Source organism: Bradyrhizobium sp. BR 10289 (assembly GCF_019455385.1).
Lineage (GTDB): Bacteria > Pseudomonadota > Alphaproteobacteria > Rhizobiales > Xanthobacteraceae > Bradyrhizobium.
This window is the reverse complement of the sequence record NZ_JACOFR010000038.1, coordinates 1-24,166: the sequence shown is the minus strand read 5'-3', so window position 1 is coordinate 24,166 and position 24,166 is coordinate 1. Positions and strand designations below refer to the sequence as shown.

At 65.2% G+C, this 24,166-nt stretch carries 23 protein-coding genes and 1 tRNA gene; 14 read left to right on the top strand and 10 right to left on the bottom strand.

Features of this window, described 5'->3' with window-relative positions; genetic code table 11:
* Positions 1–2: 2 nt before the first annotated feature.
* Together HYH08_RS35595 and HYH08_RS35590 are read right to left on the bottom strand one after the other, a co-directional pair.
* On the bottom strand, positions 3–443 hold the full coding sequence (locus HYH08_RS35595) for an EamA family transporter (protein WP_220014482.1): 441 nt from the start codon (positions 441–443) through the stop codon (positions 3–5).
* 155 nt (positions 444–598) lie between these two features.
* On the bottom strand, positions 599–3,076 hold the full coding sequence (locus HYH08_RS35590) for a PAS domain-containing hybrid sensor histidine kinase/response regulator (protein ID WP_220014481.1): 2,478 nt from the start codon (positions 3,074–3,076) through the stop codon (positions 599–601).
* Between the two features lie 214 nt (positions 3,077–3,290).
* Between HYH08_RS35590 and HYH08_RS35585 the strand changes: the two genes are divergently transcribed.
* The 4 genes from HYH08_RS35585 to HYH08_RS35570 all read left to right on the top strand — a co-directional run bounded on the left by HYH08_RS35585 (position 3,291) and on the right by HYH08_RS35570 (position 7,980).
* Positions 3,291–4,409, top strand: coding sequence for a zinc-binding metallopeptidase family protein (locus HYH08_RS35585; RefSeq protein WP_220014480.1), 1,119 nt, complete (start codon positions 3,291–3,293; stop codon positions 4,407–4,409).
* A gap of 172 nt (positions 4,410–4,581) precedes the next feature.
* Positions 4,582–6,597, top strand: coding sequence for an acetyl-CoA carboxylase biotin carboxylase subunit (locus tag HYH08_RS35580; protein ID WP_220014479.1), 2,016 nt, complete (start codon positions 4,582–4,584; stop codon positions 6,595–6,597).
* A gap of 220 nt (positions 6,598–6,817) precedes the next feature.
* Positions 6,818–7,684, top strand: coding sequence for an isocitrate lyase/PEP mutase family protein (locus HYH08_RS35575; protein ID WP_220014478.1), 867 nt, complete (start codon positions 6,818–6,820; stop codon positions 7,682–7,684).
* Complete coding sequence (locus tag HYH08_RS35570; RefSeq protein WP_220014477.1) at positions 7,681–7,980, top strand: acylphosphatase; 300 nt, start codon at positions 7,681–7,683, stop codon at positions 7,978–7,980. The genes HYH08_RS35575 and HYH08_RS35570 overlap by 4 nt, the downstream gene beginning before the upstream one ends.
* Before the next feature lie 69 nt (positions 7,981–8,049).
* Here HYH08_RS35570 and HYH08_RS35565 read toward each other — a convergent pair whose 3' ends face one another.
* The gene (locus tag HYH08_RS35565) at positions 8,050–9,570 is read right to left on the bottom strand and encodes a PAS domain-containing hybrid sensor histidine kinase/response regulator family protein (RefSeq protein WP_220014476.1); all 1,521 of its coding nucleotides are present in this window, start codon (positions 9,568–9,570) and stop codon (positions 8,050–8,052) included.
* 152 nt (positions 9,571–9,722) lie between these two features.
* Between HYH08_RS35565 and HYH08_RS35560 the strand changes: the two genes are divergently transcribed.
* Genes HYH08_RS35560 through HYH08_RS35550 form a run of 3 tightly spaced genes read left to right on the top strand, consistent with a single transcriptional unit; the run spans position 9,723 to position 12,395 of the window.
* Positions 9,723–10,280 carry a GbsR/MarR family transcriptional regulator gene (locus HYH08_RS35560; RefSeq protein WP_220014475.1) on the top strand — a complete coding sequence of 186 codons (558 nt, stop codon included), beginning with the start codon at positions 9,723–9,725 and terminating at the stop codon, positions 10,278–10,280.
* A 16-nt stretch (positions 10,281–10,296) separates the two neighbouring features.
* On the top strand, positions 10,297–10,962 hold the full coding sequence (locus tag HYH08_RS35555) for a DUF4166 domain-containing protein (RefSeq protein WP_220014474.1): 666 nt from the start codon (positions 10,297–10,299) through the stop codon (positions 10,960–10,962).
* Positions 10,959–12,395: a TIGR01777 family oxidoreductase gene (locus tag HYH08_RS35550; protein WP_220014473.1), complete on the top strand. Its 1,437-nt coding sequence runs from the start codon at positions 10,959–10,961 to the stop codon at positions 12,393–12,395. The genes HYH08_RS35555 and HYH08_RS35550 overlap by 4 nt, the downstream gene beginning before the upstream one ends.
* Before the next feature lie 4 nt (positions 12,396–12,399).
* Here HYH08_RS35550 and HYH08_RS35545 read toward each other — a convergent pair whose 3' ends face one another.
* On the bottom strand, positions 12,400–13,251 hold the full coding sequence (locus HYH08_RS35545) for a LysR family transcriptional regulator (RefSeq protein WP_220014472.1): 852 nt from the start codon (positions 13,249–13,251) through the stop codon (positions 12,400–12,402).
* 111 nt (positions 13,252–13,362) lie between these two features.
* Between HYH08_RS35545 and HYH08_RS35540 the strand changes: the two genes are divergently transcribed.
* Positions 13,363–13,785: a tautomerase family protein gene (locus tag HYH08_RS35540; RefSeq protein ID WP_220014471.1), complete on the top strand. Its 423-nt coding sequence runs from the start codon at positions 13,363–13,365 to the stop codon at positions 13,783–13,785.
* 45 nt (positions 13,786–13,830) lie between these two features.
* Here HYH08_RS35540 and HYH08_RS35535 read toward each other — a convergent pair whose 3' ends face one another.
* Both HYH08_RS35535 and lipB read right to left on the bottom strand, forming a co-directional pair.
* On the bottom strand, positions 13,831–14,544 hold the full coding sequence (locus HYH08_RS35535; protein WP_220014470.1) for a DNA helicase: 714 nt from the start codon (positions 14,542–14,544) through the stop codon (positions 13,831–13,833).
* A 199-nt stretch (positions 14,545–14,743) separates the two neighbouring features.
* Positions 14,744–15,481: a lipoyl(octanoyl) transferase LipB gene (gene lipB, locus HYH08_RS35530; RefSeq protein ID WP_220014469.1), complete on the bottom strand. Its 738-nt coding sequence runs from the start codon at positions 15,479–15,481 to the stop codon at positions 14,744–14,746.
* A gap of 97 nt (positions 15,482–15,578) precedes the next feature.
* Between lipB and HYH08_RS35525 the strand changes: the two genes are divergently transcribed.
* Positions 15,579–15,821: a FliM/FliN family flagellar motor switch protein gene (locus HYH08_RS35525; RefSeq protein WP_011088012.1), complete on the top strand. Its 243-nt coding sequence runs from the start codon at positions 15,579–15,581 to the stop codon at positions 15,819–15,821.
* 180 nt (positions 15,822–16,001) lie between these two features.
* Positions 16,002–16,086 (top strand) — tRNA-Leu (locus HYH08_RS35520).
* A 126-nt stretch (positions 16,087–16,212) separates the two neighbouring features.
* Here HYH08_RS35520 and HYH08_RS35515 read toward each other — a convergent pair.
* Entirely contained in the window at positions 16,213–17,151 is a 939-nt protein-coding gene (locus tag HYH08_RS35515) for a GlxA family transcriptional regulator (RefSeq protein WP_220014468.1), read from the bottom strand.
* A gap of 92 nt (positions 17,152–17,243) precedes the next feature.
* Here HYH08_RS35515 and HYH08_RS35510 point away from each other — a divergent pair, with 92 nt between their 5' ends.
* Positions 17,244–17,930, top strand: a complete 687-nt coding sequence (locus tag HYH08_RS35510; protein WP_220014467.1) for a DJ-1/PfpI family protein — start codon at positions 17,244–17,246, stop codon at positions 17,928–17,930.
* Positions 17,931–18,016: 86 nt separating this feature from the next.
* Positions 18,017–19,285, top strand: a complete 1,269-nt coding sequence (locus HYH08_RS35505) for an ABC transporter substrate-binding protein (protein ID WP_220014466.1) — start codon at positions 18,017–18,019, stop codon at positions 19,283–19,285.
* A gap of 31 nt (positions 19,286–19,316) precedes the next feature.
* Here HYH08_RS35505 and HYH08_RS35500 read toward each other — a convergent pair whose 3' ends face one another.
* Positions 19,317–19,574 (bottom strand): hypothetical protein, encoded by a 258-nt coding sequence (locus HYH08_RS35500; protein WP_228748294.1) that lies wholly within the window; start codon positions 19,572–19,574, stop codon positions 19,317–19,319.
* Between the two features lie 295 nt (positions 19,575–19,869).
* On the opposite strand from HYH08_RS35500, the gene HYH08_RS35495 reads away from it, so the two are divergent.
* Entirely contained in the window at positions 19,870–20,244 is a 375-nt protein-coding gene (locus HYH08_RS35495) for a hypothetical protein (protein ID WP_220014465.1), read from the top strand.
* Between the two features lie 4 nt (positions 20,245–20,248).
* On the opposite strand, the gene HYH08_RS35490 is transcribed toward HYH08_RS35495, so the two are convergent.
* Entirely contained in the window at positions 20,249–21,577 is a 1,329-nt protein-coding gene (locus tag HYH08_RS35490) for a polysaccharide deacetylase family protein (protein ID WP_220014464.1), read from the bottom strand.
* Positions 21,578–21,738: 161 nt separating this feature from the next.
* Positions 21,739–22,545 (bottom strand): polysaccharide deacetylase family protein, encoded by an 807-nt coding sequence (locus tag HYH08_RS35485; protein ID WP_220014463.1) that lies wholly within the window; start codon positions 22,543–22,545, stop codon positions 21,739–21,741.
* Between the two features lie 83 nt (positions 22,546–22,628).
* Here HYH08_RS35485 and mgtE point away from each other — a divergent pair, with 83 nt between their 5' ends.
* Complete coding sequence (gene mgtE / locus HYH08_RS35480) at positions 22,629–24,050, top strand: magnesium transporter (RefSeq protein WP_220014462.1); 1,422 nt, start codon at positions 22,629–22,631, stop codon at positions 24,048–24,050.
* Positions 24,051–24,166 lie beyond the last annotated feature (116 nt).

Below are 24,166 nucleotides of genomic sequence, written 5' to 3'. Positions count from 1 at the left end.
CCTCAGAATTTCACCGCCAGCAGCACCGCGCCGGCGCCGATCATGGCGATGCCGATCCAACCCTGCGCCGTCGGCCGCTCACCGAGAAAAGCGAACGCGAACAGGGCGACCAGCACGACGCTGAGCTTGTCAATCGGCGCCACCAGCGTGGCTGGGCCGAGCTTCAGCGCGCGGAAGTAACAGAGCCACGACGCGCCGGTCGCAAGGCCCGACAACACCAGGAACGTCCATGTCCTCGACGAGACCGCCGAAGGCACCGTGAACTGGCCGGTGACAAACAGCAGCACCGAGGAAGCCAGCAGCACGACGACGGTGCGGATGAAGGTGGCGAGATCCGGGTTGATGTTCTCGACGCCGACCTTGGCGAAGATCGCGGTCAGTGCGGCAAAGCAGGCGGAGAGCAAAGCCCAGGTTTGCCAAGCGGAGAGGAGGGCGGGTTTCATGCGATGTTCGCCTGTTAGAGTGCGACTGTGTCACCGCCGTCATTGCGAGGAGCGAAGCGACGAAGCAATCCAGACTACCTCCCCGGACGGATTCTGGGTTGCTTCGCTGCGCTCGCAATGACGGAGTGTGAGGCAGCGTTTTGTGCCCAAAACACTCACCGCGTCAACGACAGCTTCTCCGTGATCGCCTTGCGCAAAATGCGCGAGAGCGATTCCACCGAATACGGCTTCTGGATCAGCTCGAAGCCGCGATGAGCGTTCTCCGCGAGCACGTTGCTGTAGCCGCTGGTCAGCACCACCGGCAGCCCCGGATAGCGCTCACGGATGATGCCGGCGAGCTCGACGCCGTTCATGCCGGGCATGATGACGTCGGAGAAGACGAGGTCGACGGCGAACTCGTTCTCGCCGAGGATCGCGAGCGCCGCATTGGCGTTGGCGACGCGGCGGGTGACGTAGCCGAGGTCTTCCAGCAGCTCGGTGGAGAACTGTCCGACATCGTCATTGTCCTCGACCACGAGCACGCGGTAGCCGCGCCCGGTGGTGGCGGTCTCGCTGCTCAGCGCAGCCGCTTCCTGCTCGGCAGCCGGGCTCTGAGCCCGGGGCAGATAGATCGTGAAGGTCGCGCCCTGTCCGTGCGTGCTCGTCACTGCGATGTCGCCTTCGGATTGCTTGGCGAAGCCGAACGCCTGGCTGAGGCCGAGGCCGGTGCCCTTGCCGACCTCCTTGGTGGTGAAGAACGGCTCGAAGATGGCATCGATGTTCTCGGGCGCGATGCCGCTGCCGGTATCCGCCACCGAGATCGCGACGTAGTCGCCGCCGCGCGCCGATTGGGCGCGCAGGCTCGGGATGCCCAAAACCTTGCGCACGGCGATGGTGAGGCGGCCTTCACCGTCCATGGCGTCGCGGGCGTTGATGGCGAGGTTGATCAGCGCCGTCTCGAATTGAGCGATGTCGGCGACGGTGAAGCAATCGGCATCGTCGATCTCGACGACGATCTCGATGCGGCCGCCGACCAGCGGGCGGACCAGCTGCGCCACACTTTCGACCTGGCTGCCGACGTTGAAGATCTGCGGCTTCAGCGGCTGCCGGCGCGCGAAGGCCAGCAGTTGCGCGGTCAGCTTCGAGGCGCGTTCGACGGTGTCGGAGATGGCGTCGACATAGCGGCGGCGGCGCTCCTCCGGCAGCTCGCGCCGGCGCAGGAAGTCGGTCGCCGAGCGGATGATGGTGAGCAAATTGTTGAAATCGTGGGCGACGCCGCCGGTGAGCTGGCCGATCGCCTCCATCTTCTGCGACTGCCGCAGCGCTTCCTCGCCGCGGCGGCGGTCGGTGATGTCGACGGCCTCCGGCACCGCGCCGGTGATCTTGCCGTGGCGGTCAAGCACGGGGCGCATGCCGAACTCGAAATCGCGCTCGCCGATCGGCAGGCGCAGCCGCATCTCGATCCGCACCGCTTCACCCTTCAGCACGGTGTGAAAGGCGTCGCGAACGAGGGCGCTCATGCCCTCGGTGGTGCTGAACCAGGGCGTTTCCCAGAGCGGCTTTCCGATCACATCCTCGCTGCGCGCCTTGATGCCGTCGAGCGCGGTCTTGTTGGCGTAGACCAGCTCGCCCTTCAGGTTGACGAGGCCCTGATACTGGTTGCTGGTCTCCAAAATCGCGCGCAGCCGCACCTCATTGGATTCGAGCTCGGCGGTGCGCTCGGCGATGCGCTCCTCCAGCGTCTCGTTGAGCCGCCTGAGCTCGATCTCGGCCTGCTTGGCGACGGTGATGTCGTGGGCGACCCCGATGAAGCCGATATGCTTGCCGGTCGGGTCCCAGCGCGGCTGCGATTCCGAGCGCAGCCAGCGCCATTCGCCGCTGGCATTCTTGTAACGCGCCTCCAGCACGAAGGGTTTTAGTGAGGCCTCGCCCTGCACCGATTGCTGGAGCACGTGCGGCAGGTCGTCCGGGTGCAGCACCTTGCGCCAGTCGAAATCGATCGCCTGGTCGTAGGGCAGGCCGACGAAGTCGACATAGGCCTGGTTGGCGAAGGAGCGCCTGCGGTCGAGTTTGGTGACCCAGATCGGCACCGGCGCGCTGTCGGCGATCAGCCGGAAGCGCTCCTCGCTCTCCCGCAGCGTCTCGCGCGCAAGCGCCTGGGCAGTGATGTCGATATGGGCGCCGACGAGGCGGATGGCGCGGCCGTCGCCGTCGCGCTCGATCTTGGCGACGACGCGGATCCAGCGGGTCTCGCCGTCGCTCGGACGAATGATGCGATATTCGGCGGTGTAGTCCTCACTGGTCCCGGAAAGCGCCTTCAGGAAGTGCTTCACCGTGGCGTCACGATCATCCGGATGGATGCGGTTGACCCAGTCGTCGTGGCTCTCGTCGGCGGCCGCCGGCGGCAGCCCGTGGATCATCAGGTATTCAGGGGATCGGCGGTTTCTGAAACCCTCGCGGAAATCGACTTCGAGGCCGCCGACCTTGCCGATGCGCTGGATGCGCGCGAGCTCGGCCTCGCGCTCCTGGAGCGCGCGATAGGCGTTGTCGCGCTCGCGCGCGATCTCTTCGAGGTGCTGGCGCAGCCGTTCGGCGGCGATGGTCTCGGGCAAAGGATCGTTCAAGGCGTCGGCCGTTGTGATGCGTGAGCGCACGTGCCGAGCGGATATTCACACAGACAAAGCGCGATAGCCATTGCTCAAAAGGAAATAACAGGGAAACGCGCCGCCAAGCGGAGTCTGGCGGGTATGGATGAACACCTGGTCTGGCTATTTGTTCCAAATGTTGGAACGATGGGCCGGCGCCGCGCGTATTTGCGAGGCGCCACAACTCTCATTCATAAAACTCCCTTTCCCAAGAGGCTCAATCTTGAAGCTCTTTGTCTGCCAGTCCTGCGGCAACGTCCTCTATTTCGAGAACCGCGTCTGCGAACGCTGCGGCCATCGGGTCGCCTTCCTGCCGGAGAAGGAGACGATGTCGGCGATCGAGCCCGATGGCGACGCTGACAGTGGTGCTTGGGCCACCTTGGCCGACAAGGGCAGGGGGCGGATGCTGTGCCGCAATGCCGAATATGATGCCTGCAATTGGCTGACGGATGCCGGCGACACCACCGGCTATTGCCGGGCCTGCCGCCACAACGGCATCGTGCCCGACCTCTCCGATCCCGCCCAGCTCGCCGGCTGGCGCGAGCTGGAGGTGGCGAAGCACCGTCTGTTCTATTCCCTGATCCGCTGGAAGCTGCCGCTCCAGACCCGCCAGGACAACGCCGAGCACGGTTTGATTTTCAACTTCCTCGCGGACGATCCCAACAGCGGGCAGCGGGTCATGACCGGCCACGACAATGGCCTGATCACCATTGCGCTCACCGAGACCGACGAGATCGAGCGCGAGCGGCGCCGGCTCGAGATGGGCGAGCCGTACCGGACGCTGCTCGGGCACTTCCGCCACGAGGTCGGACACTATTTCTGGGACGTGCTGGTGCGCGACGGCGGCAAGCTCGAGGAATGCCGCGCGGTATTCGGTGATGATTCCGTCGATTACGGCGAGGCCCTGCAGCGCCATTATGCCGAGGGCGCACCGCCTGACTGGCAGCAGAACTACGTCTCGGCCTACGCCACCACGCACCCCTGGGAAGATTTCGCCGAGACCTGGGCGCATTATCTCCACATCGTCGACACGCTGGAGATGGCTGGCGAGTTCGGCATGGAGGTGCGCCCCAAGGTCGACCGCGACGGGGAGTTGACGGCGCGGATCCGCTTCAACCCCTATGAGGCAAGAGACATCCAGACGCTCGTCGACGCATGGCTGCCCTTTACCTTCGCCATGAACAGCGTCAACCGTGCCATGGGATTGCGCGACCTCTATCCCTTCATTCTGTCGCCGGCCGTGGTCGCCAAGCTGGGCTTCATTCACGGCCTGGTCCGGGGCGTGGCCAGGGAGTTGGCCAAGGAGTCGGCTAAGGCCGGACCCGAGGCCGGGAAGCCATAAGCTGTCCAAGGACTTGCCCGGCCAGTCCCGGTCTTGCGCTGGTACGCCAGAGGGGGCGGATTTAGACCGTTGCCTCCGGCCCATTTTGATGTACCACGGAAGCCACACGGCCCGTCCCATAGGCCCCACGACCGGGGACAGGTCCCGCCCAAGGTCGAGATTCAAGAAAAGCATGTTCAAGAAGATCCTGATCGCCAATCGCGGCGAAATCGCCTGCCGGGTCATCAAGACAGCCCGCAAGATGGGAATATTGACGGTTGCCGTCTATTCCGAGGCCGACCGGGACGCCCTCCATGTCGAGATGGCCGACGAGGCCGTGCTGATCGGCCCGCCCGCTGCGGCCGAGAGCTACCTGGTGATCGAGAAGATCGTCGACGCCTGCAAGAAGACCGGCGCGCAGGCCGTGCATCCCGGCTACGGCTTCCTGTCCGAGCGCGAGGCGTTTCCGCGGGCGCTGGAAGCCGCCGGCATCGTCTTCATCGGTCCGAACCCCGGCGCGATCGCCGCGATGGGCGACAAGATCGAATCCAAGAAGGCCGCCGCCAAAGCCAAGGTCTCGACCGTGCCGGGCTATCTCGGCGTCATCGAGGACGACAAGCACGCCGTCAGGATCGCCGACGAGATCGGCTATCCCGTGATGATCAAGGCCTCCGCCGGCGGCGGCGGCAAGGGCATGCGGATCGCGCATTCGAAGGCCGAGGTCGCCGAAGGTTTCAATCTCGCCAAGGCCGAAGCAAAAGCCTCGTTCGGCGACGACCGCGTCTTCGTCGAAAAGTTCATCGTCGATCCCCGTCACATCGAGATCCAGGTTCTCGGCGACAAGCACGGCAACGTGATCTATCTCGGCGAGCGCGAATGCTCGATCCAGCGCCGCAACCAGAAGGTCATCGAGGAGGCGCCGTCGCCGCTGCTCGATGAAGCCACTCGCCGCAAGATGGGCGAGCAGGCGGTCGCGCTGGCCAAGGCCGTGAACTACGATTCCGCCGGCACCGTCGAGTTCGTCGCAGGCCAGGACAAGAGCTTCTACTTCCTGGAGATGAATACGCGCCTCCAGGTCGAGCATCCCGTCACCGAGCTCGTCACCGGCGTCGATCTCGTCGAGCAGATGATCCGCGTGGCGGCCGGCGAAAAGCTCGCACTCGCGCAGAAGGACGTCACGCTGACCGGCTGGGCGGTGGAATCGCGCCTCTATGCCGAAGATCCGTTCCGCAACTTCCTGCCCTCGATCGGACGCCTGGTGAAGTACCGCCCGCCGGCGGAAATGAGCAAGGACGGCATCACCGTGCGCAACGATACCGGCGTGCAGGAAGGCGGCGAGATCTCGATCCACTACGATCCGATGATCGCAAAACTCGTCACGCACGCGCCGTCGCGCGCTGCGGCCATCGAGGCGCAGGCGACCGCGCTCGACTCATTTTATGTCGATGGTATCAGGCACAACATCCCGTTCCTGTCGGCACTGATGCATCATCCGCGCTGGCGCGAGGGCAATCTGTCGACCGGCTTCATCACGGAAGAATTCCCCAAGGGCTTCTCCGCGCGCGTGCCCGAGGGCGAGGTCGCGCGTCGGATCGCCGCGGTCGGCGCGGCCATCGATCACGTGCTCGGCGAGCGCAAGCGGCAGATTTCCGGACAGATGGGCGGCCGCGTCGTGCAGCGCGAGCGGCGCCGCGCTGTCTGGCTCGACCGCCAGGAGATCCCGCTCGAGGTCGCCCGCGAGGGGGAGGCGATCGCGATCCGCTTCATTGGCGCCGACGGCAAGGCCGGCAACGCGCATCTGCTGCAGTCCGCGTGGAAGCCGGGCGATCCGGTCTGGCAGGGCACCATCGACGGCCATGTCGTCGCCGTGCAGGCGCGCCCAATCGCCAACGGCATTCGTCTGGCGCATCAGGGCGTCGAGGTGCCGGTCTATGTCTGGACCGAGGCGGAAGCGACTTCCGCGCGGCTGATGCCGGTAACGGCGGCATCCGATACCGGCAAGAAGCTGCTCTGCCCGATGCCGGGGCTGATCGTCTCGATCGCGGTGACCGAAGGGCAGGAGGTCAAGGCCGGCGAGACGCTGGCGGTGGTCGAAGCCATGAAGATGCAGAACGTGCTCCGCGCCGAACAGGACGGCACCGTGAAGAAGGTCCACGCCAGCGCCGGCGCGACGCTCGCGGTGGACGCGCTGATCCTGGAGTTTGCGTAAGGAAGCCTAATCTCGTGTCCCGGACGCGATGCAACGCATTAGCGTTGCTTCGCAAAGCCGGGACCCAGATCGTTAGCTTGTCACTCAGCAGCATGGGCCCCGGCTCTGCAGCGCATCGCTGAAGGGCACTGCGCTGCGTCCGGGGCACGAGGGTGCCATATTTCCGTCGCTCGCAATGACCGAGTATGCTGCGGCTGCGTCGCAACAATTGAGAGGGCACATGGCCTTTCGTTCCCGCCGCGAGAAACTGCGCTTCATTCTGTCGGGCGCAAATTGCGTCCATCCGGGTTCGGTCTACGACGCCATTTCGGTCCGCATCGCCGAGGATCTCGGCTTCCCCCTCGGCATGTTCGGCGGCTCGGTCGCCTCGCTCGCGGTGCTCGGCGACCCCGACATCACCCTGATCACGCTCACGGAGCTGGCCGAGCAGATGCGGCGGATGTCGCGCGCCTCAAGCTTGCCGGTGCTGGTCGACGCCGACCACGGCTATGGCAACGCGCTCAACGTGCGCCGCACCGTGCAGGAGCTGGAGACCGCGGGCGCCGCCGGCCTCACCATCGAGGATACGCTGCTGCCGGCTGCGTTCGGCGAAGCCAAGCCGCAGCTGATTTCGCTGGAGGAGGGCGTCGGCAAGATGAAGGCGGCGCTCGACGGCCGCGGCGATCCCTCGCTGGTCATCATGGGCCGCACGGGCGCAGCCTCGATCACCTCGCTCGAGGACGCCATCAGCCGCGCCAGGGCTTATGAGGCGACCGGCGTCGATGCGCTGTTCTTCACCGGCATCAAGTCGCGCGCCGAGCTGGAGGCGATCGTTTCCGCCACGCATCTTCCGATCGTGCTCGGCGGCGCTCCGGAGGATCTGAGCGCACTCGATTATCTCGCCAGCCAGCGCGTGCGCATCGCGCTCCAGGGCCATGCGCCGATCGCGGCTGCGACGCAGGCGGTCTACGACGTCCAGAAGGCGTTGCGCGAGGGCACGCCGCCGAAGGCGCTCAAGGGATTGCCATCGGCGGAGCTGACCAATCGCGTCATGCGCGAGGCCGAAACCAAAGCGCGCAGCGCCGATTTTCTCGGACTGAAGAAATGAGCCGGGCGATCCTCCAGGTCATGATCCGCGGGCGCGTGCAGGGCGTTGGCTATCGGGCCTGGGTGGAGCATACCGCCGGCACCTGCGGTCTCGAAGGCTGGGTTCGCAACCGCCGTGACGGCAGCGTCGAAGCGCTGTTTGCGGGCACGCCGAAACATGTCGCCGACATGGTTGCGCTCTGCCGCCACGGTCCGCCGTCCGCGCGCGTCGACAGCGTGACGAGCGAGACGGCGAGCGTGGATGAGCTGGATTTGCGCAAGCCAGGGGAAGCGTTTTCGGTGTTGCCGACGGTGTAGGTGCGCTTTCTCGCCCCGCGGTCGGTGCGCTCCCTCGCCCCGCTGGCGGGGGGAGGCGAAGAAGAAAGCTCACCGCGGCAATTTGGAGATCGCCTCGCTCAGCTCGTGGATCTCGTAAGGCTTGCGCAGGATCGGGAAATCGCCGCGCACGCCGGCGGCGACTTCGCTATAGCCGGTGGCGAGCAGGATCGGCAGGCCGGGGTGGCTCTGGCGGAGGTGATGGGCGAGGGTGAGGCCGTCCATCTTGCCGGGCATCACGATATCCGAGAACACGAAGTCGACGCCATTGTGCTCGAGCTCGCGCAGGGCGGATTCGGCGTCGGGAACGCGGCGTACCCGATACCCGAGCTGCTCGAGGAGGCCGATGCTGACGATGGCAACGTCAGGATTGTCCTCGACCAGCAGCACGGTCCCGCTGCCGCGGAACGGCACCGGCTCCACTGTATCCCGCACCGGTGCGTCCGTGCAGCGCGGCAGCAGGATGGTGAAAATCGTGCCCTTGCCGAGCTCGCTTGCGACCTTCACCGTGCCGCCGGCCTGGTGCGCGAAGCCGTGCACCTGGGACAGGCCGAGGCCGGTGCCCTTGCCGATCGGCTTGGTGGTGAAGAACGGCTCGAAGATCTTGTCGACGACATCGGCGGGAATGCCAAGCCCGGTGTCGGCGACGTCGATCGCCACGAACTCGCCGGCGAGGGTGGTGTCGTCCAGCACGACGTTGCGGGCTCTGATCGTCACCGTGCCGCCGTCGGGCATCGCGTCGCGGGCATTGATGACGAGATTGAGCAGCGCGGTCTCGAGCTCGGAGACGTCGGCCCTGATCGGCCAGACCTCGTGGTCGATGTCGAGCGTGAGGCGGACGGTGCTGCCAATGCCGGCATCGAGCACTTCGCGAATCGCCGCGATGCGTTCGGCGAGATCAATCGCCTGCGGGTTGACGCTCTGTCGCCGCGCGAAGGAGAGGAGCTGGTTGGTCAGCGCTGCGCCGCGCTTGGTCGCGGTCTCGATCGCCGAGACCGCCCGCTGGAATCTGGCATCGTCCTCCGTGCCGCGCTTCATGATGTGCAGGCTGCCGCTGATGATCATCAGCAAATTGTTGAAGTCGTGGGCGACGCCGCCGGTGAGTTGGCCGAGCGCGTCGAATTTCTGCGATTCGGCGAGTTGCCGCTGCATCGCCTCGAGCTTGAGCTGGGCGTTGCGTCGCTCGGTGATGTCGCGCGTGATCTTGGCGAAGCCGACCAGCTTGCCGTCCTCGTAGATCGGATCGATCACCACGCTGGCCCAAAAGAAGGTACCGTCCTTGCGGACGCGCCAGCCTTCCTCCTCGTAGCGGCCCTGCTCGCGCGCGATCCCGAGGGCGCGCACGGGCTTGCCGTTGGCGCGGTCAGTCTCGGTGTAGAAGCGGGAGAAATGCTGGCCGAGAATCTCTTCGGGTGAATAGCCCTTGATGCGTTCGCCGCCGATGTTCCAGCTGGTAATGATCCCGTTTGGATCGAGCATGTAGAGTGCGTAGTCCGCAACGCCTTCAACCAACAGCCGGAAACTCCGTTCACTCTCGAACAAGTCTCTCTGCTGACTGAACTTTTTAACCATTCCCACGATCCTGCCTGAACCGGTGCAAACGCTCAGCAGGGCATTTGGTTCCCTCTCGCTGTGAGAATTTTAGGCAAGTGCGGCGGAGGGTATGCAGGAACGCGAGCGTGTCGGCGCTTGACAAGTAGTCGCTTCCGTCAGACATTTCTGTTATGACAGAAATAACCGGAAAAAAGAAACTCCCCGCCGCCGTCGAGCGCTTCATCCTGCATTGGGGCGACATGGGCGATCAGTGGGGCGTCAACCGCTCGGTCAGCCAGATCCACGGGCTGCTCTATCTCGCCGAGGCGCCGATGACCGCTGAGGACATCGCCGACACGCTCGGCATGGCGCGCTCCAACGTCTCCAACTCGATCAAGGAGCTGCTCGCCTGGAATTTGATCCGGCGGGTGCCGATCCTCGGCGACCGCCGCGATCATTTCGAGGCCGAGACCGACATCTGGGAGGTTGCGGCCCGCATCGCGGCGCGGCGCAAGGAGCGGGAGCTCGACCCCGCGATCGCGGCGCTGCGGGCCTGCGTGTCCGATGCAGCCGAGGATCCCACCATCAATCCGGTCGCGAGCAAACGGCTGAAGGAGATGCTCGCCTTCACCGAGCTCGCCGACCACTGGTTCATGCAGATGCTGAAAGTGCCCCGGCCGCGGCTGGTCGCCTTGATGCGGCTTGGCGAGAAGATCGCCAATCTGCTGCCGCTCGGCAAAGCCAAATAGTATCAAGGAGGGTGTGATGACGTCGGCTCGATTATCAGGCTCAAGCGTAACTCCCTCCGCTCACATCAAACTCCTCGACGACCGCCGCTTCCGTTCGCTCCTGTCGGACGAGGATTGGGGCCGGCTGCCGCTCGCGACCTGGCGGCGCTTTTCAAAACGCGTCGCCGACGGCGACAGCGTCGTCTATGTCGGCATTGTCGACGAGGTCGCCTTCAGCGACATCGGCTGGTGGTTCGCGCAGGCCGCGCGCCTGATCGGCGGCCCGCTGCCCACGGGGCGCGACACCGGCGTGCCCATGATCGTGACCGTCACCGAGGACGGCGCCACCGGCGGCCAGACCTGGACCCGCATCTGCGCGCGCAAGCGCGGCTTTCCGCAGGTGATCCATTCGGCAAAACGCTTCGCCGGCCCGACCGGGCTCGAAGAGTATGTCGGCTTCGGCGTCTCCATGGCGCTGCGCATCGCGGTCGAAGGCGAGGCGCTGACCTTCCGGAGCGCCGGCTATGGCCTGCAGCTCGGGCGGCTCTGGATCCCGCTGCCGCAATGGCTCACGCCCGGCGATCTCACGGTGACGCATCGCGATCTCGGCGAGGGCGCTTTCCGCTTCACCCTCGACGTCATTCATCCGCGTTACGGCGCGCTGATCCACCAGTCCGCATTGTTCAGGGAGGCCATATCATGACCCCGCTGTTGTGGACGCTCATCGCCATCCAGATCGTGATGGGTGTGTTCGACACCTTCTATCATCACGAGTTCACCGAGCGCCTGGCCTGGCGTCCGTCGCAGCGCTTCGAGCTGAAGCTGCACGGCATCCGCAACATGCTCTATGCGCTGTTGTTCCTGCTGCTCGGCTGGCTCGAGGTCCATGGCGTGCTGGCGTTGCTGATCGTCGCGGTTCTGGTCGCGGAGATCGTGATCACGCTGATGGATTTCGTCGAGGAGGATCTGAGCCGAAAACTGCCGCCGAGCGAGCGCATCAACCACACGCTGCTCGCGATCAACTACGGCGCCATCCTGGTGCTGCTGCTTCCGGTGCTGGTTGACTGGGCGATGCAGCCCTTCGGCGTGAGCGTCGTGTATCAGGGCCTGCTCAGCATCGCCGCGACCGCCTGCGCGGTTGGCGCCTCGCTCTGCGGCGTCCGGGATTTTGCGGCCATGCGCCGGCTTGGCCGCATGCGAAGCGTTCCTGCGAAAGGACTGGTCGAAAAGCTTCCCGGACGCAAGACGGTGCTGATCACCGGCGCCACCGGCTTCATCGGCAGCCGCCTTGCGGCAAGCCTTGGCGGGGCGGGGCATCACGTCATCGCGCTGATCCGCAATCCCGCCAGGGCCGAGATGCTGCCGCCGCCGGTGACGCTGATCACCAGTCTCGATCAGCTCGCCGCGGACACGCATATCGATGCCATCGTCAATCTCGCGGGCGAGCCGATCGGCAACGGTCTGTGGACCGAGGCGAAGCGCGCAAAAATCATCGGCTCGCGCGTCGACATGACCAATGAGGTCGTCAAGCTGATCGCGCGACTCGATCGCAAGCCCGAGGTGCTCGTCAGCGGCTCGGCGATCGGCTGGTACGGATTGTGGGCCGACCAGGTGCTGACGGAGTCGGCGAAGTCGCATGCCTGCTTCAGCCACGAACTGTGCGCGGCCTGGGAGACCGCGGCGCGGCCGGCGGAGGAGCTTGGCGTGCGCGTGGTGAACTTGCGCATCGGCCTCGTGCTCGGCACCGAAGGCGGCTTCATCACCCGGATGCTGACCCCGTTCGAGTTCGGCCTCGGCGGTCCGCTCGGCACCGGGCGGCAGTGGATGTCCTGGATCGAGCGCGACGATCTCATTCGGTTGATCGCCTATGTGATGGCGACGCCCGATCTCGCCGGTCCCGTCAATGCCACCGCGCCGATCCCCGTCACCAACGCAAAATTCACCGAAGAGCTCGGCCGCCGTCTGCATCGGCCCACCCTGTTTCGCATTCCCGGCGGCCTCTTGCGTCGGATCGGCGGCGGCTTTGCCGACGAGCTTTTGTTGGGCGGCCAGCGCGTGCTGCCGAACAAGGCGCTGAGCCGCGGCTTTGTGTTCCGCCACGAGACGCTGCGCAGCGCGTTCGAGGCGATTTTGTAGGACTTCAGGCGGCGGCGCTTCGGAACGTCGCCGCCACCGCGCGGAGCGCCGCAAGCTTGGCGGGATCGCTGACCTTCGAGTGCAGTATCACCTTCGAGCTGCCGAGTTTCGGCAGCTTGTGCGTCGCTCCGATATCGAAGAGCCCGGGCGGCGCGATCCGCCGTGCCAGCGGCGCGATCGCGAGCCCGGCCAACGCGGCCGCGACAACCGCCGTGACGCCGCCGCCGACAAAGCGTTCGCGCCAGGCGATACCGGCCTTGTCCAGCGCGCGCACGGCGATGGCGCGGACGCCGCAGGGCGGGGCGAGGGTGGCGAGCGGCAGCGGTTCGCCTTTCGGCAACGTGAAGCGTCGTGATGCGAACCAGCCGAATTCGTCCTCGGCCAGCTTCTCGCCGCCGCGGCGGCTGCCTTCCTGGCGGACGATCACCGCATCCAGCTCGCCCGCGTCATAGGCATCCTGCATCTCGCGCGAGAAGCCAATGGTGACGGCAAGGGTGAGATTCGCCGACATCGCGTGCAACCGTTCCAGCAGCGGCACCAGTTCGGGGCCGGCGGCATGATCGGAGATCCCGAGCGACAGCGATTGCGCGGCCGATGCCTCGCCCGACAGCGCATGGTCATGCGCCGCCATCAGCGCGCGGGCGCGGTCGAGGAAGCCTGCGCCGTCGGCGGTGAGCCGGACCGCGCGCGGCGAGCGCTCGACGAGGCGTTTTCCCAGCAGCGTCTCCAGCCGCTGCAGCTTGAGACTAATGGCCGCCTGCGTCGTGCCGAGCGCCTCGGCCGTTCGGGTAAAACTCTGGAGGTCGGCGACCAACAGGAAGGCCTTGATGGTGGCGATGTCGAGTGTGGTCGTCATTAGGTATGCTTATCACTGATATCAATATGGATAAGATACCAAAATGACAGCTGGACGTCTAGCTTCTCGCCAACGCCGCGCAAATCGCGCGACATGTTGAGGAGAACGAGCATGCCCCTGATCACCGTGTCCTATACCAGCTCCCGCCAGTCGCCCTCGCTGAAGGCCGAGATTGCGAGCGCCGTGTCCGAACTTACCGCCGAGATCCTGCACAAGGATCCGAAGGTGACCGCCATCATCGTCAAGTCGGTCGATGCCGGCGACTGGTTCGCCGGCGGCAAGTCGCTCGCCGAGCAGAAGCTCGCCAGCTACTGGATCGACATCCACGTCACCGAAGGCACCAACACCAAGGACGAGAAGGCGGCCTATCTCGCCGCGATGTTCAAGCGCATGGCCGAGATTTTGGGACCGCTGCATCCCGAGACTTATCTGCACGTCGATGAGGTCAAGGGCGATGCCTATGGCTTTGGCGGCCTGACCCAGGAGCGCCGCTACATCGCCGGCAAGCTCGAGGTGTCCCTGAAGGCGGTGTGAGAAAGCAGGCCGCGGGTAAGCCAACTCACCCGCGGCCTGACGCCATCAGCTCGCCGCGCGGAACTGCACCTCGGCGTCGTTGATGAAGCACGTCTTGTCGAACAGTTTGAGATCCAGCGGGTTCGGCAGCCTGACGTCGCTGAGATCGGGGCAGGGTTTTGTCGCGGGATCGTAGGACCGGTCGATCTGCGAGATGAAGACGACGATCAGCCCCTTGTCGCGTGCGAAGGATTTCAGTGCACGCACCTGAACGGTGAGATCGGGGTTCTCGCGTCTCTGGTCGAGCAGTTGCAGATAGTCGATCACCACGACGGTGCCGCGCGGTGCGGCGGCCATTTGCTTGACGACGTAATCGGCGCTGATGGCGTCGGAGCAATCGACCTCGAACAGCCTGTCGAACTGCGCCGGCTCCACGCCGATCGCGCGCAGGCGCTCCAACACATCTCTTTGCGTATATTCGAGCGAGAAGAACGCGGCGCGATGGCCCGACTTCATGGCCTCGACCGCAAGCTCGAGGCTCATCAGCGTCTTGCCCTGGCCCGGGCGCGCCCCGACCAGCACGAGATCGCCGGGCTTGAATTGCGGGAACAGCTTGCCGGCCGGCGCCGCTGCCGCAGCTTTCGCCGCAAGCATGCTCCAGGCCGAAAACCCTTCCGCCCCGGCGATGCGATCAAGCGCATCGTGCAGCGGAATGCTGTCCTCGCGGGACAGGCGCTTTGCCTTGCGCTTCAGATGATAGATCGGTGCAGACAGTTTCATCGTCAGAACCTCCTGATGCGAGCAGAAAGCGCAATCCCTCCTTATGCCCAGTGCTCGAACAGTCGGTCCGATGGTTTAGTCGCCCGGCATGAGGTCTGCTTTCCCGGCGGAGGGGGGAGGCGTGGGCGGCACCGGGCGCAAGCATAGCCGATTCCCCGACGAGCGGAGAGCGCACGCAATCCGACTCCAGCAGGAAACGTCAGGCGGCAGCTTCCGGCAGCAGCGCGCGCGTCGGCCCGAACAGCTCCTCGAACGCCTGCCGGAGCGCGACGTCGACATCGGCCATGGTCACGAGCTGGCCGAGATCGACCAGTGACGTGACCCCGTAGCGGGGATCGGCGACGCCGCAGGGCACGATGCCGGCAAAGTGCTCCAGCTCCGGCTCGACATTGATGGCGATGCCGTGGAACGAGACCCAGCGTTTCAGCCGCACGCCGATCGCGGCGATCTTGTCCTCGTGGTCGGGTCCCTTGTCGGGCCGCTTGACCCAGACGCCAACCCGGTCCTCGCGCCGCTCGCCGCGGACGTTGAAGGCCGCCAACGTCTTCAGGATCAGCTCCTCCAGGCTGGCGACATAGGCCCGCACGTCCGGCCGGCGGCGCTTGAGGTCGAGCATGATGTAGGCCACCCGCTGGCCCGGCCCGTGATAGGTCAATTGTCCGCCGCGCCCGGTGGCGAAGGTCGGGAATCGGGGATCGAGCAGGTCTGAGTCCTTGCCCGAGGTGCCGGAGGTGTAGAGCGGGGGGTGTTCCAGCAGCCAGACCAGCTCCGGCGCCTCGCCGGCCGCAATCGCCGCGACTCGCGCCTCCATGGCGGCGACGGCCTCCGGATAGGGCACTGGCGCGTCTGAAATCCGCCACTCCACCGGGGAGCCCGAGGAGGCGGAAAACGACGTCAAATCGAGCTGTTGGCGGGGGTTTTGAGGCGAATTAACCATTGGCTAACCATAACGTGGTGATGATCGCGGGAGCAAATGCCAAAGTTGTTTGGTTCAGTCCCAAGTCTCGAGCTTTTAAGTTGCGGCGGTCCTGACAGTGCCCACTCTCGATAAAGTCACCGTGGATCTCATGGTCGTCCTCGGGACGACCACCATGCCGATCCATCAAGTATTACGTCTTTCCCGCGGCGCCATCATCGAGCTGGACGCGACCGAGGCCGACGAGGTCAAGGTTCTCGCCAACAACCTGCCGGTCGCCTCCGGCGTCGTGCTGGTCGACCGCAACCGAATCGCGGTCGAGGTCAAGCAGATGCTTCCGCGCACGCCGGGGACCCGGTAGCGCCCCCGGCGGCTGCGGTAGGGTCGGCAGTCGATGAGGCCGATCCGGGCAGGGATCGCCAAGTTTCCTGCCAAGCTTGTGGAATTCAGGGCCTTTGCAGGCTTGTATCCCCCTGATGGATTTGTTAGATCGGCGGCCGCTGATCCGGCCAGCCCAATCACCTCAGGTCGGTATCTTCTTGCGCTCGTGGCGGAACTGGTAGACGCGCTGCCTTGAGGTGGCAGTGGGTAACACCGTGGGGGTTCGAGTCCCTCCGAGCGCACCAACTCTCAGAAACAGCATTGAAATCGCTCCGGTTTTGGGCCGGATTGTCCGCACTTGCCGATTGCGGCGGGACGCGGTGTGAATTCGTCGACCAGACCGCGTGGCTGTGGCCCGACGAACCGCTGCCTCACGCGCTTCGCGCGGTACGGCGCAGCGATTGCGGCGCTTGGCCGAATGCACGGATGAACGCCCGGCGCATCCGCTCGGGATCGCGAAAGCCAGTGGACCGCGCGACGAGCTCGATCGCCTCGCCGGAGGACTGCACGCGCTCGCGCGCGACCTCGACCCGCAAGCGCTCCAGCGCCTTGGATGGGGTGGACCCGGTCTCGGCGATGAAGGAGCGCACGAAGTGCCGTGCGCTCAAGCCGGCCCGATCGGCAAGCGTGTCGACCGTGAGCTGGGCATCCAGATTTTCGCGCATCCAGGACAGCAGGCCGGCGAAGCGGCCGTTCGGCGTCTTGAGTTCGAGCAAGGTCGAGAACTGCGACTGCCCGCCGCCGCGGCGCTGATAGAGCACGAGCTGTCGTGCAACTGCCCGAGAGACTTGTTCGCCGTGGTCCTCAGCAATCATGGCGAGCGCGAGATCGATCCCTGCAGTAATCCCCGCCGAGGTCCAGACGCGATCGTCCCGGATGAAGATCTGGTCCGGCTCGAGCCGCACATTGGGATAGCGTCCGGTGAAGTCGCGTGTGCAGGACCAGTGCGTGGTGGCGCAGCGGCCATCCAGGAGACCTGCCTCGGCGAGCAGATAGGCGCCGTTGCAAACACTGGCCATGCGCACGCCGCGCCTTGCCAGTCTCTGAATGAAGGCGATCGTCGCCTTGCAGCGCGTCGCGGCCTCCACGCCTTCACCGCCTGCAATGAGGAGCGTCGTGACAGCGCTCGCCGATCGCAAGCTGCGCGCAAACATCTCGGTGCCCGACGAACTGCGCACGGCGCCCGCCTTGTTTGCGACCGTGATGACGTGCGCAGCGTTTGGCGCGTGGCGCCTTGCGATCTCGAACACCGAGATCGGACCGGCCGCGTCTAGCAACTGGAATTCGGGAAAGATCAGGAAGCCGATCATGGACGCGTCCAAAAATGAGGGAATTACGCCGTTTCCGGCGCTAAGGCCAACATGGCAGGCTCCAACCGTCAAGCGCGATGTCGAGGTTGGTCATGTCGGACCCGTTGCAGATCGGTCTTCTGGTTTTTCCCCGCGTCACCCAGCTCGATCTCACCGGCCCTGCGCAGGTTTTCTCAAGCCTGCCTGACGTGAACGTGCATCTGGTCTGGAAATGCATCGAGCCGGTGCCGAGCGATTCCGTGATCCTGTTGACGCCGACCGTCACCTTCGCCGATTGTCCGCAGCTCGACGTGATCTGCGTTCCCGGCGGCTACGGCACCGACGAGCTGATGCTCGACGAGGAGGTTCTCGCATTCCTGCGCCAGCAGGAGAGAGGCGCCAAATACGTCACGTCGGTCTGCACCGGGTCGCTCGTGCTTGGGGCAGCCGGTCTGCTCGAGGGATATCGCGCGGCGACGCACTGGTCGGCGATCGATGCGCTGCCCTTTTTCGGTGCCTCGGTGTCGCGGGAGCGGGTCTGCATCGATCGCAATCGCGTCACCGGCGGCGGCATCACCGCGGGCATCGACTTTGCACTTACCTTGGTTTCGATGCTGCGAAGCCGTGCCGCCGCGGAAATGATTCAGCTCCGCATGGAATACAACCCCGCGCCGCCGTTCGCGGCCGGCTCGCCGGACACGGCGCCGGCTGCGATCGTCGCGGCGATGAAGGAGCGCGTCGCGCCGGCGCAGGCGCGGCGGCTGGAATTCGTCAGGAAGGCCGTCGGTCGGCAAGGATAGCAGCTGCGCGACTGCCGATCGGACGTCGAGATAAGTCGGTCAGATCATCGCTGACATCCGTCCGCGATGCTGGAATGGAGAGGGCAATGGCGCCTTGTCGTATCAGGAAGTTGCAGTCATGGCGTGTCCCGTTCGCCCGGTTCGCCGTCGGACTTTCCCTGACGTTGAGCCCGGTCCTGCTTGCGGAGCGGAGCGCGGCGGCCGACTTTTCCGGCGGGGTTATCAAGATCGGCATCATCAACGATCAGTCCGGCCCATTGTCGGACAATTCCGGACCGGGTTCCGTCGTCGCCGCAAGGTTGGCGATCGAGGATTTCCAGAAGGCTGTGCCCGACATCAAGGTCGAGATCGTCTTCGCCGACCATCAGAACAAGCCGGATATCGGGGCGCAGATCGTCCGCAAATGGTTCGACGTCGATGGTGTCGACATGGTTGCCGATGTCGGCAATTCGGCGGTGGCTCTCGCCATCCAGTCGATCGCGCGCGACAAGAGCAAGATCGTCATCTATTCGGCGGTCGGCACCACGGAGATCGGCGGCAAGCAATGTTCGCGCACCGGATTGATGTGGCTGCACGACAATTACAATCTCGTCTCCGGGTCGGTTCGCAGGTTGGTGTCCCAAGGGTACGACAGCTGGTTCTTCATCGCGGCCGACTACGCTTTCGGACGCAACATGGTGGAGGTGTCGCAGCGTGTGCTGGCGGAGGGAGGGGCAAAGTCGCTTGGCGCCGTTTTTCATCCGCTCGGAAACGCCGATTACGGCTCGTTCCTGCTGCAAGCCCAGGCCTCGAAGGCCAAGGTCGTCGCGTTTGCCAATGCCGGTGAGCAGCTCGTGACCGTTATGAAGCAATGGCACGAGTTCGGAATGAATTTGGGATCGCAGAAGCCGGTGGCCGAACTGATGTTCCTGACCGATGTGCACGCCATGGGCGTCGAGACCGCAAAGGGGCTGACGACCGTCACGGCCTGGTACTGGGGCCTGAACGAGGAGACGCGCGCGTTCGGCCAGCGCTTCTTCAAGCTCCACAAGGCGATGCCGACCGCGCCCCAGGCTGCGGTCTACTCCGCCGTGCTGCAATATCTGAGAGCGGCGGCTGGGGCTGGGACGGACGAGACCAACGCTGTCCTCGACAAGATGCGGGCGATGCCCGTCGATGATTTCTACGCGCGAGGTGCACGGCTGCGTGCCGACAACAAGCTCGTCCACGATTTCTATCTCGTCGAGGTCAAGAAGCCCGCGGACGTCAAGATGCCCTGGGACTATTATAACGTCGTCGAGAAAATACCCGCTGAGGATGCTTTTCTCCCCTTGAGCCAGAGCGAGTGTCCGCTGCTCAAGGCGTCGGCCAACTAGCCGCGGCGAGGGTGAGGCTGCAGCAAAGCCCTCAGCCGTACTCCTCGCCGATGCCGTATTCCCGGTAGATCTCCAGCGGATCCGACTCCGGAAACAGGCGGCATTTGGCCTGGGCAAGGTGCAGGCTCACCGCCGACGGCTCCTTGCCGTTCGCCAGCATTTTGCGGATGTCGTCCATATGCGCGCTCGGCTGGTGTTTGGGTTCGAGCTGCTCCAACGCGACCAGTGCGGTCGCGAGGGCCTCGGTCAGGACCCAGTCGTCGTGGCCCGTGATTCCCTTTTTCGGCATCGGCAGACCCCACATGCGGGTAGCTGCGCCAGTGTACCGCAGCCTGCCCCAAATCTCCATCATGCTGACTGGAAACCTCGCGTTTACGTGGAACGCAGCGGCTTCTGTCCTGCCGCTTGCATTATGACCGCACGGGGCTAAAACGCGCCGGGCGTGGGGCGTATCTCTGCTGAAACAAAGTTGGTGTAGACCCGGGATCGGGGCGGCATCTCGTGCCGGCTGTTCCGGTCTGCAACCCCTGACATCACCGAGGTCGCGAAGCCCAACGGTCGTACTGCCCAAGGCTGGAGCCAGCATGGTCTTTCTTAGCTTCGTCTACCGCTTCGTCACCAACTTCGCGTTCCTGGCGATGGTGTATTTCAGCCTGAACTTCATGGAAAAGTATCCGAACCGGGCGATCCTGGCGATCCTGGTCTTGGTCTATACCGGCATGCGCGCGGCCTCGACGTTGCGGGCGTTCTACTTCTTCCAGAAGATCGAGAAGCTGGAGGCGGAGACCCGCCGCCTTCAGGCCCCGATCAATGACGGCTCCGGCGGAACCAATGCGCGCAAGCAGATCGTGGCCGATGTCGCGCGGCTGCGCCGCGACGGCGAGCTCAAATCCTATATGGACCTGTTCTTCCTGGCGCTGATCGTGCTGCTCTGCGTGGCTGCCATCATGCGGCAGTAGCGGCCTACTGCGCGCGCTTCTTCAGGCTGGCCACGCGGGTCGGACGCGCCGCTGCGGTCTTCGGCGAGGCGCTCTTTGATGCAGCGTTTCTGGGCGCCGTGCCGTTGGCGTCTGCGGCGTGCTTGGGCGCGACAGGAGCCGCATGCGCGGTCCGGGCCGCCGGTGACTTGCCGGTCTTGATGCTTCCGGATTTGCCTTTCGCCGCGCGGGGCGCCTCGGATGCCATCGCCAGCCGCGTCGCGGCGCGCCGCGACAGGGTCGTCGACAGCAGCACCTCGATCGAGCCTTCCGGGATCGTATAGAGATCGCGGCCCGGCGTGGGGAGGGTGGATGCGAGATTCAGCTGCCCCTTGGTCCGGTGCGGCAGCAGCACCTGGTGCTCGGTCTGCGCATTGAGATCGGCTGGCGAAGGCGCAGGCATCGTCCTCGTCTGCGTGAACACGAAGGTCGGTACCGAAGGCCAGCGTGCGATCGGCGTCGTCTCGGTCGGCGGATGCAGCAGCCATTCCACCGCCGTGGTCGGCGTCGCCGGCCGGTCCGCGGTTGCCGGCACCACATGCACGATGCGATAGCCCCGCGCCTTGAGGTCGCGGATGATTTTTGGCAAAGCCGCGACGGTGCGGGGCTGGATGTCGTGCAGCAGCAGAATGCCCTTGCCCTTCGCCTCCAGCCGCTGCATCGCGAGCTGGTAGACGCGGTCGGACGACACATGGCGCCAGTCGTCGGCGGGGAAGTCGGCGCTCCAGACCTGGATGCCGCGCGAGATCAGATAGTTCTCGACGCCTTCGGCGCGCATCAGGCCGGGAATGCGGAAGAACGGCGCGAGCTGCTTGGACGGATCGGTCATCGCGGCCGAGGTCCACTCGATGCCACCGTTGATCTCGGGCTCGTATTTCTCGACCGGCATCCGATCGAAGGTCAGCGGATGGTTCATGCTGTGGGTGCCGACGGTGTGACCCGCCGCAATCAGCTTGCGCACGCCTTCCGGGTTGGCCTTGGCCTGCTGGCCGATGATGAAGAACGTCGCCTTGATGCACTCGTCGTCGAGCATCTTGAGGATCTGGTTCGAATATTTCGGCAGCGGACCGTCATCGAAGGTCAGGACGACTTCATGGTCCTTCAGCGGCAGCGTCTCGCGGTACTGCATGGTGCCGATGCGCGGATGCTCGCGCGGATCGACCACGAGGGTGCGGGACGTCCCAAGCGCGTCGGGATGGCCGGGGCAGTCCGCCGCGACGGCTGCCGGCGTGCCGACGCTCAGCAACCCGAGGAATCCGCTGAGACAGAGGACGATCCACGGCCGCGTCCGCAAGACAACGCTACTTCCGATCATGAACCCCGTCTGCCCTCATACGCGATTGCCGCCATAGTAGGTCGGAGACGCCTTAAAGCGGTTCAGGCGCAAGTCCGCTCGCATCTTTGCATGCCGTATCATGAACAGATTGTTAATAGGGCTCAAATCACCCCATTTTGCGCCGGCGTGACATTCCGGCATCAGCGGGTGTCGGCGCTCTTCTGTGACGTGCCCGCCGGTACGATGTGGACGACACGATAGCCGTTCTCGCGCAAATACCGCAGGAAGGCCGGCATCATTGCGGCCGTGCGCGCCTTGTTGTCGTGGAAGAGGATGATGCCTTTGCCGTTCGCGGCGAGGCGCTCGGTGACGAGCTTCAACTCTTGCTCCGGCGTCATCTCCTCCCAGTCGCTGGCCCACAGATCGGCCCCGAACACCACGATGCCGCGCGACTGGAGCAGATCGAGCTGCGCTTGTGTCGACTCGAAATAGGGGAAGCGGAAGAACGGCGTCGAGGGCGTCGTCGTCGAGGTTCCGCGCAGCGCCATCTCGTCTGCGGCAATGCCCCGGTCGAGGTCGGCCGTGGCCTTCTCGAACGGAATATGCCCCATGAGCGGATGCGAGTAGGAGTGGTGACCGACGGTGTGGCCCTCGCGCGCGATGCGCTTGACCATGTCGGGGTGCTCGCTTGCGTGCTGGCCGATCAGGAAGAAGGTCGCGCGCACGCATTCCTGCGCCAGTGCCGCCAGCACCTTCGAGGTGGTCGGCGGATGCGGGCCGTCGTCGAAGGTCAGCACGACCTCGTGATCGGCCAGCGGCAGCGTCTGCGGAAAGCTCTTCAGGCCCACGCGCGGATAGGTCTTGGCATCGACGCTGAGCACGCGCGCGGTGCCGAGCGCGTCCTTGCGCGGGCACTCCGCGGCATCCGTCGCAGTGATGGCAATGAGGGCCGCGAGAAGCGCGCCCAGCGACGTCGAGGTCCAGCACGTGCGAAGCATCTTTGTCATTGCACTCGGCTTTGCCTTGTGGGTATTGCCTCAACCATCAGCTCACACCACCCGTTCCAACCTGTCAAACGGCGAGGCGCACCATGGATGAACATATGGACGGTGCTCCATCCGCTGCGGATTCGGTACTCGACCACGTGCCGATGCGCAATGAAGACGGTGAAATCAGGCACGAATTCGTCGAGGAAATCGCCCATGCCATCGCGGCCGGCGACAGCGCCGCGCTGCGCGCCTGTGTCGCGGAACTGCACGAGGCCGATCTTGGCGATTTGATCGGCGCCCTGGAGCCCGACGACCGTGTCCGCCTGGTCGAGCTGACGGGGCGCGACTTCGACTTCTCGGCGCTGAACGAGGTCGACGAGGCCGTCCGCGACGAGATCCTCGACGAGCTGCCGCCGGAGACGGTCGCCGAGGGCGTTCGCGAGCTCGAATCCGACGATGCGGTCGAGCTGCTGGAAACGCTCGACGAGGAGGAGCAGGAGGAGATCCTGGAGAAGCTGCCGCTGCCCGAGCGCGTCGCGCTCGAGCGCAGCCTGCTGTATCCGGAAAACTCCGCCGGCCGCCGGATGCAGACCGAGTTCATCGCCGTGCCCCAGGATTTCACCGTGGGGCAGGCGATCGATTACATGCGCGAGACGCCGGATCTGCCGGATCGCTTCTACGAGATCTACGTCGTCGACAAGGACCAGCACTGGCAGGGCGCGATCGCGCTCGACGTGTTGCTGCGCGCCCGCCGTCCGGTGCCGCTCACCGAGCTGACCGATGAGGACCGCCGCCGCGTCTCCGTCCTGGAGGACCAGGAGGAGGTGGCGCGCATGTTCGGCAAGTACAATTTGGTTGCAGCCCCCGTGCTCGACACCCAGGATCGCCTGGTCGGCGTCATCACCGTCGACGACGTCGTCGACGTCATCGAGGAGGAGGCCGACGAGGACCTCAAGGCGCTCGGCGGCGTCACCAGCGACGAAGAGCTGTCGGACACGTTTCTCACCATCGCCCGCGGCCGTTTCAACTGGCTGCTGGTGAACCTCGCCACGGCGTTCCTCGCGTCCTCCGTGCTCGGCCTGTTCGAGGGCCAGCTCGAGAAGATGGTGGCGCTCGCGGTGCTAGCGCCGATCGTGGCGAGCCAGGGCGGCAATGCCGCGACCCAGACCATGACGGTGGCGGTGCGGGCGCTCGCCACCCGCGAACTCGGCGCCTCCAATGCCTGGCGCGTGGTGCTGCGCGAGACGCTGGTCGGCCTCGTCAACGGCCTCGCCTTCGCGGTGATCACTGGCATTGCGGCGGTGCTCTGGTTCAGAATCCCGGGCCTCGGCATCGTCATCGGCCTTGCCATCATCTGCAACCTCGTCGCCGGCGCACTCGGCGGCATCCTGATCCCGATGGCCCTGGAGCGTGTGCGGGCCGACCCGGCGGTAGCGTCGGGCACGTTCGTCACGACTGTGACGGATGTGGTCGGGTTCTTCTCCTTCCTCGGGATTGCGACGCTCTGGTTCGGGCTGAGGTAGGGGGCGCACTCACTCTTGTGTCCCGGGCGCGCTGCAACGCCCTTCGCGTTGCTGCGCAGAACCGGGACCCATATGTGGACGGCCCCCGTGGCACAAGAGCTTTGTGAGGTTTGATC

Bases quoted from the DNA above. Each gene is read 5' to 3' on its own strand.
- HYH08_RS35560 (WP_220014475.1), top strand. From the start codon at position 9,723: ATGACAGAAATAACCGGAAAAAAGAAACTCCCCGCCGCCGTCGAGCGC.
- HYH08_RS35540 (WP_220014471.1), top strand. From the start codon at position 13,363: ATGCCCCTGATCACCGTGTCCTATACCAGCTCCCGCCAGTCGCCCTCG.
- HYH08_RS35565 (WP_220014476.1), bottom strand. From the start codon at position 9,570: ATGGTTAAAAAGTTCAGTCAGCAGAGAGACTTGTTCGAGAGTGAACGG.
- HYH08_RS35550 (WP_220014473.1), top strand. From the start codon at position 10,959: ATGACCCCGCTGTTGTGGACGCTCATCGCCATCCAGATCGTGATGGGT.
- HYH08_RS35500 (WP_228748294.1), bottom strand. From the start codon at position 19,574: ATGCCGAAAAAGGGAATCACGGGCCACGACGACTGGGTCCTGACCGAG.
- HYH08_RS35505 (WP_220014466.1), top strand. From the start codon at position 18,017: ATGGCGCCTTGTCGTATCAGGAAGTTGCAGTCATGGCGTGTCCCGTTC.
- HYH08_RS35535 (WP_220014470.1), bottom strand. From the start codon at position 14,544: ATGAAACTGTCTGCACCGATCTATCATCTGAAGCGCAAGGCAAAGCGC.
- HYH08_RS35490 (WP_220014464.1), bottom strand. From the start codon at position 21,577: ATGATCGGAAGTAGCGTTGTCTTGCGGACGCGGCCGTGGATCGTCCTC.
- HYH08_RS35575 (WP_220014478.1), top strand. From the start codon at position 6,818: ATGGCCTTTCGTTCCCGCCGCGAGAAACTGCGCTTCATTCTGTCGGGC.
- HYH08_RS35570 (WP_220014477.1), top strand. From the start codon at position 7,681: ATGAGCCGGGCGATCCTCCAGGTCATGATCCGCGGGCGCGTGCAGGGC.
- HYH08_RS35580 (WP_220014479.1), top strand. From the start codon at position 4,582: ATGTTCAAGAAGATCCTGATCGCCAATCGCGGCGAAATCGCCTGCCGG.
- HYH08_RS35485 (WP_220014463.1), bottom strand. From the start codon at position 22,545: ATGACAAAGATGCTTCGCACGTGCTGGACCTCGACGTCGCTGGGCGCG.
- HYH08_RS35510 (WP_220014467.1), top strand. From the start codon at position 17,244: ATGTCGGACCCGTTGCAGATCGGTCTTCTGGTTTTTCCCCGCGTCACC.
- HYH08_RS35595 (WP_220014482.1), bottom strand. From the start codon at position 443: ATGAAACCCGCCCTCCTCTCCGCTTGGCAAACCTGGGCTTTGCTCTCC.
- HYH08_RS35545 (WP_220014472.1), bottom strand. From the start codon at position 13,251: ATGACGACCACACTCGACATCGCCACCATCAAGGCCTTCCTGTTGGTC.
- HYH08_RS35515 (WP_220014468.1), bottom strand. From the start codon at position 17,151: ATGATCGGCTTCCTGATCTTTCCCGAATTCCAGTTGCTAGACGCGGCC.
- HYH08_RS35495 (WP_220014465.1), top strand. From the start codon at position 19,870: ATGGTCTTTCTTAGCTTCGTCTACCGCTTCGTCACCAACTTCGCGTTC.
- HYH08_RS35555 (WP_220014474.1), top strand. From the start codon at position 10,297: ATGACGTCGGCTCGATTATCAGGCTCAAGCGTAACTCCCTCCGCTCAC.
- mgtE (WP_220014462.1), top strand. From the start codon at position 22,629: ATGGATGAACATATGGACGGTGCTCCATCCGCTGCGGATTCGGTACTC.
- lipB (WP_220014469.1), bottom strand. From the start codon at position 15,481: ATGGTTAATTCGCCTCAAAACCCCCGCCAACAGCTCGATTTGACGTCG.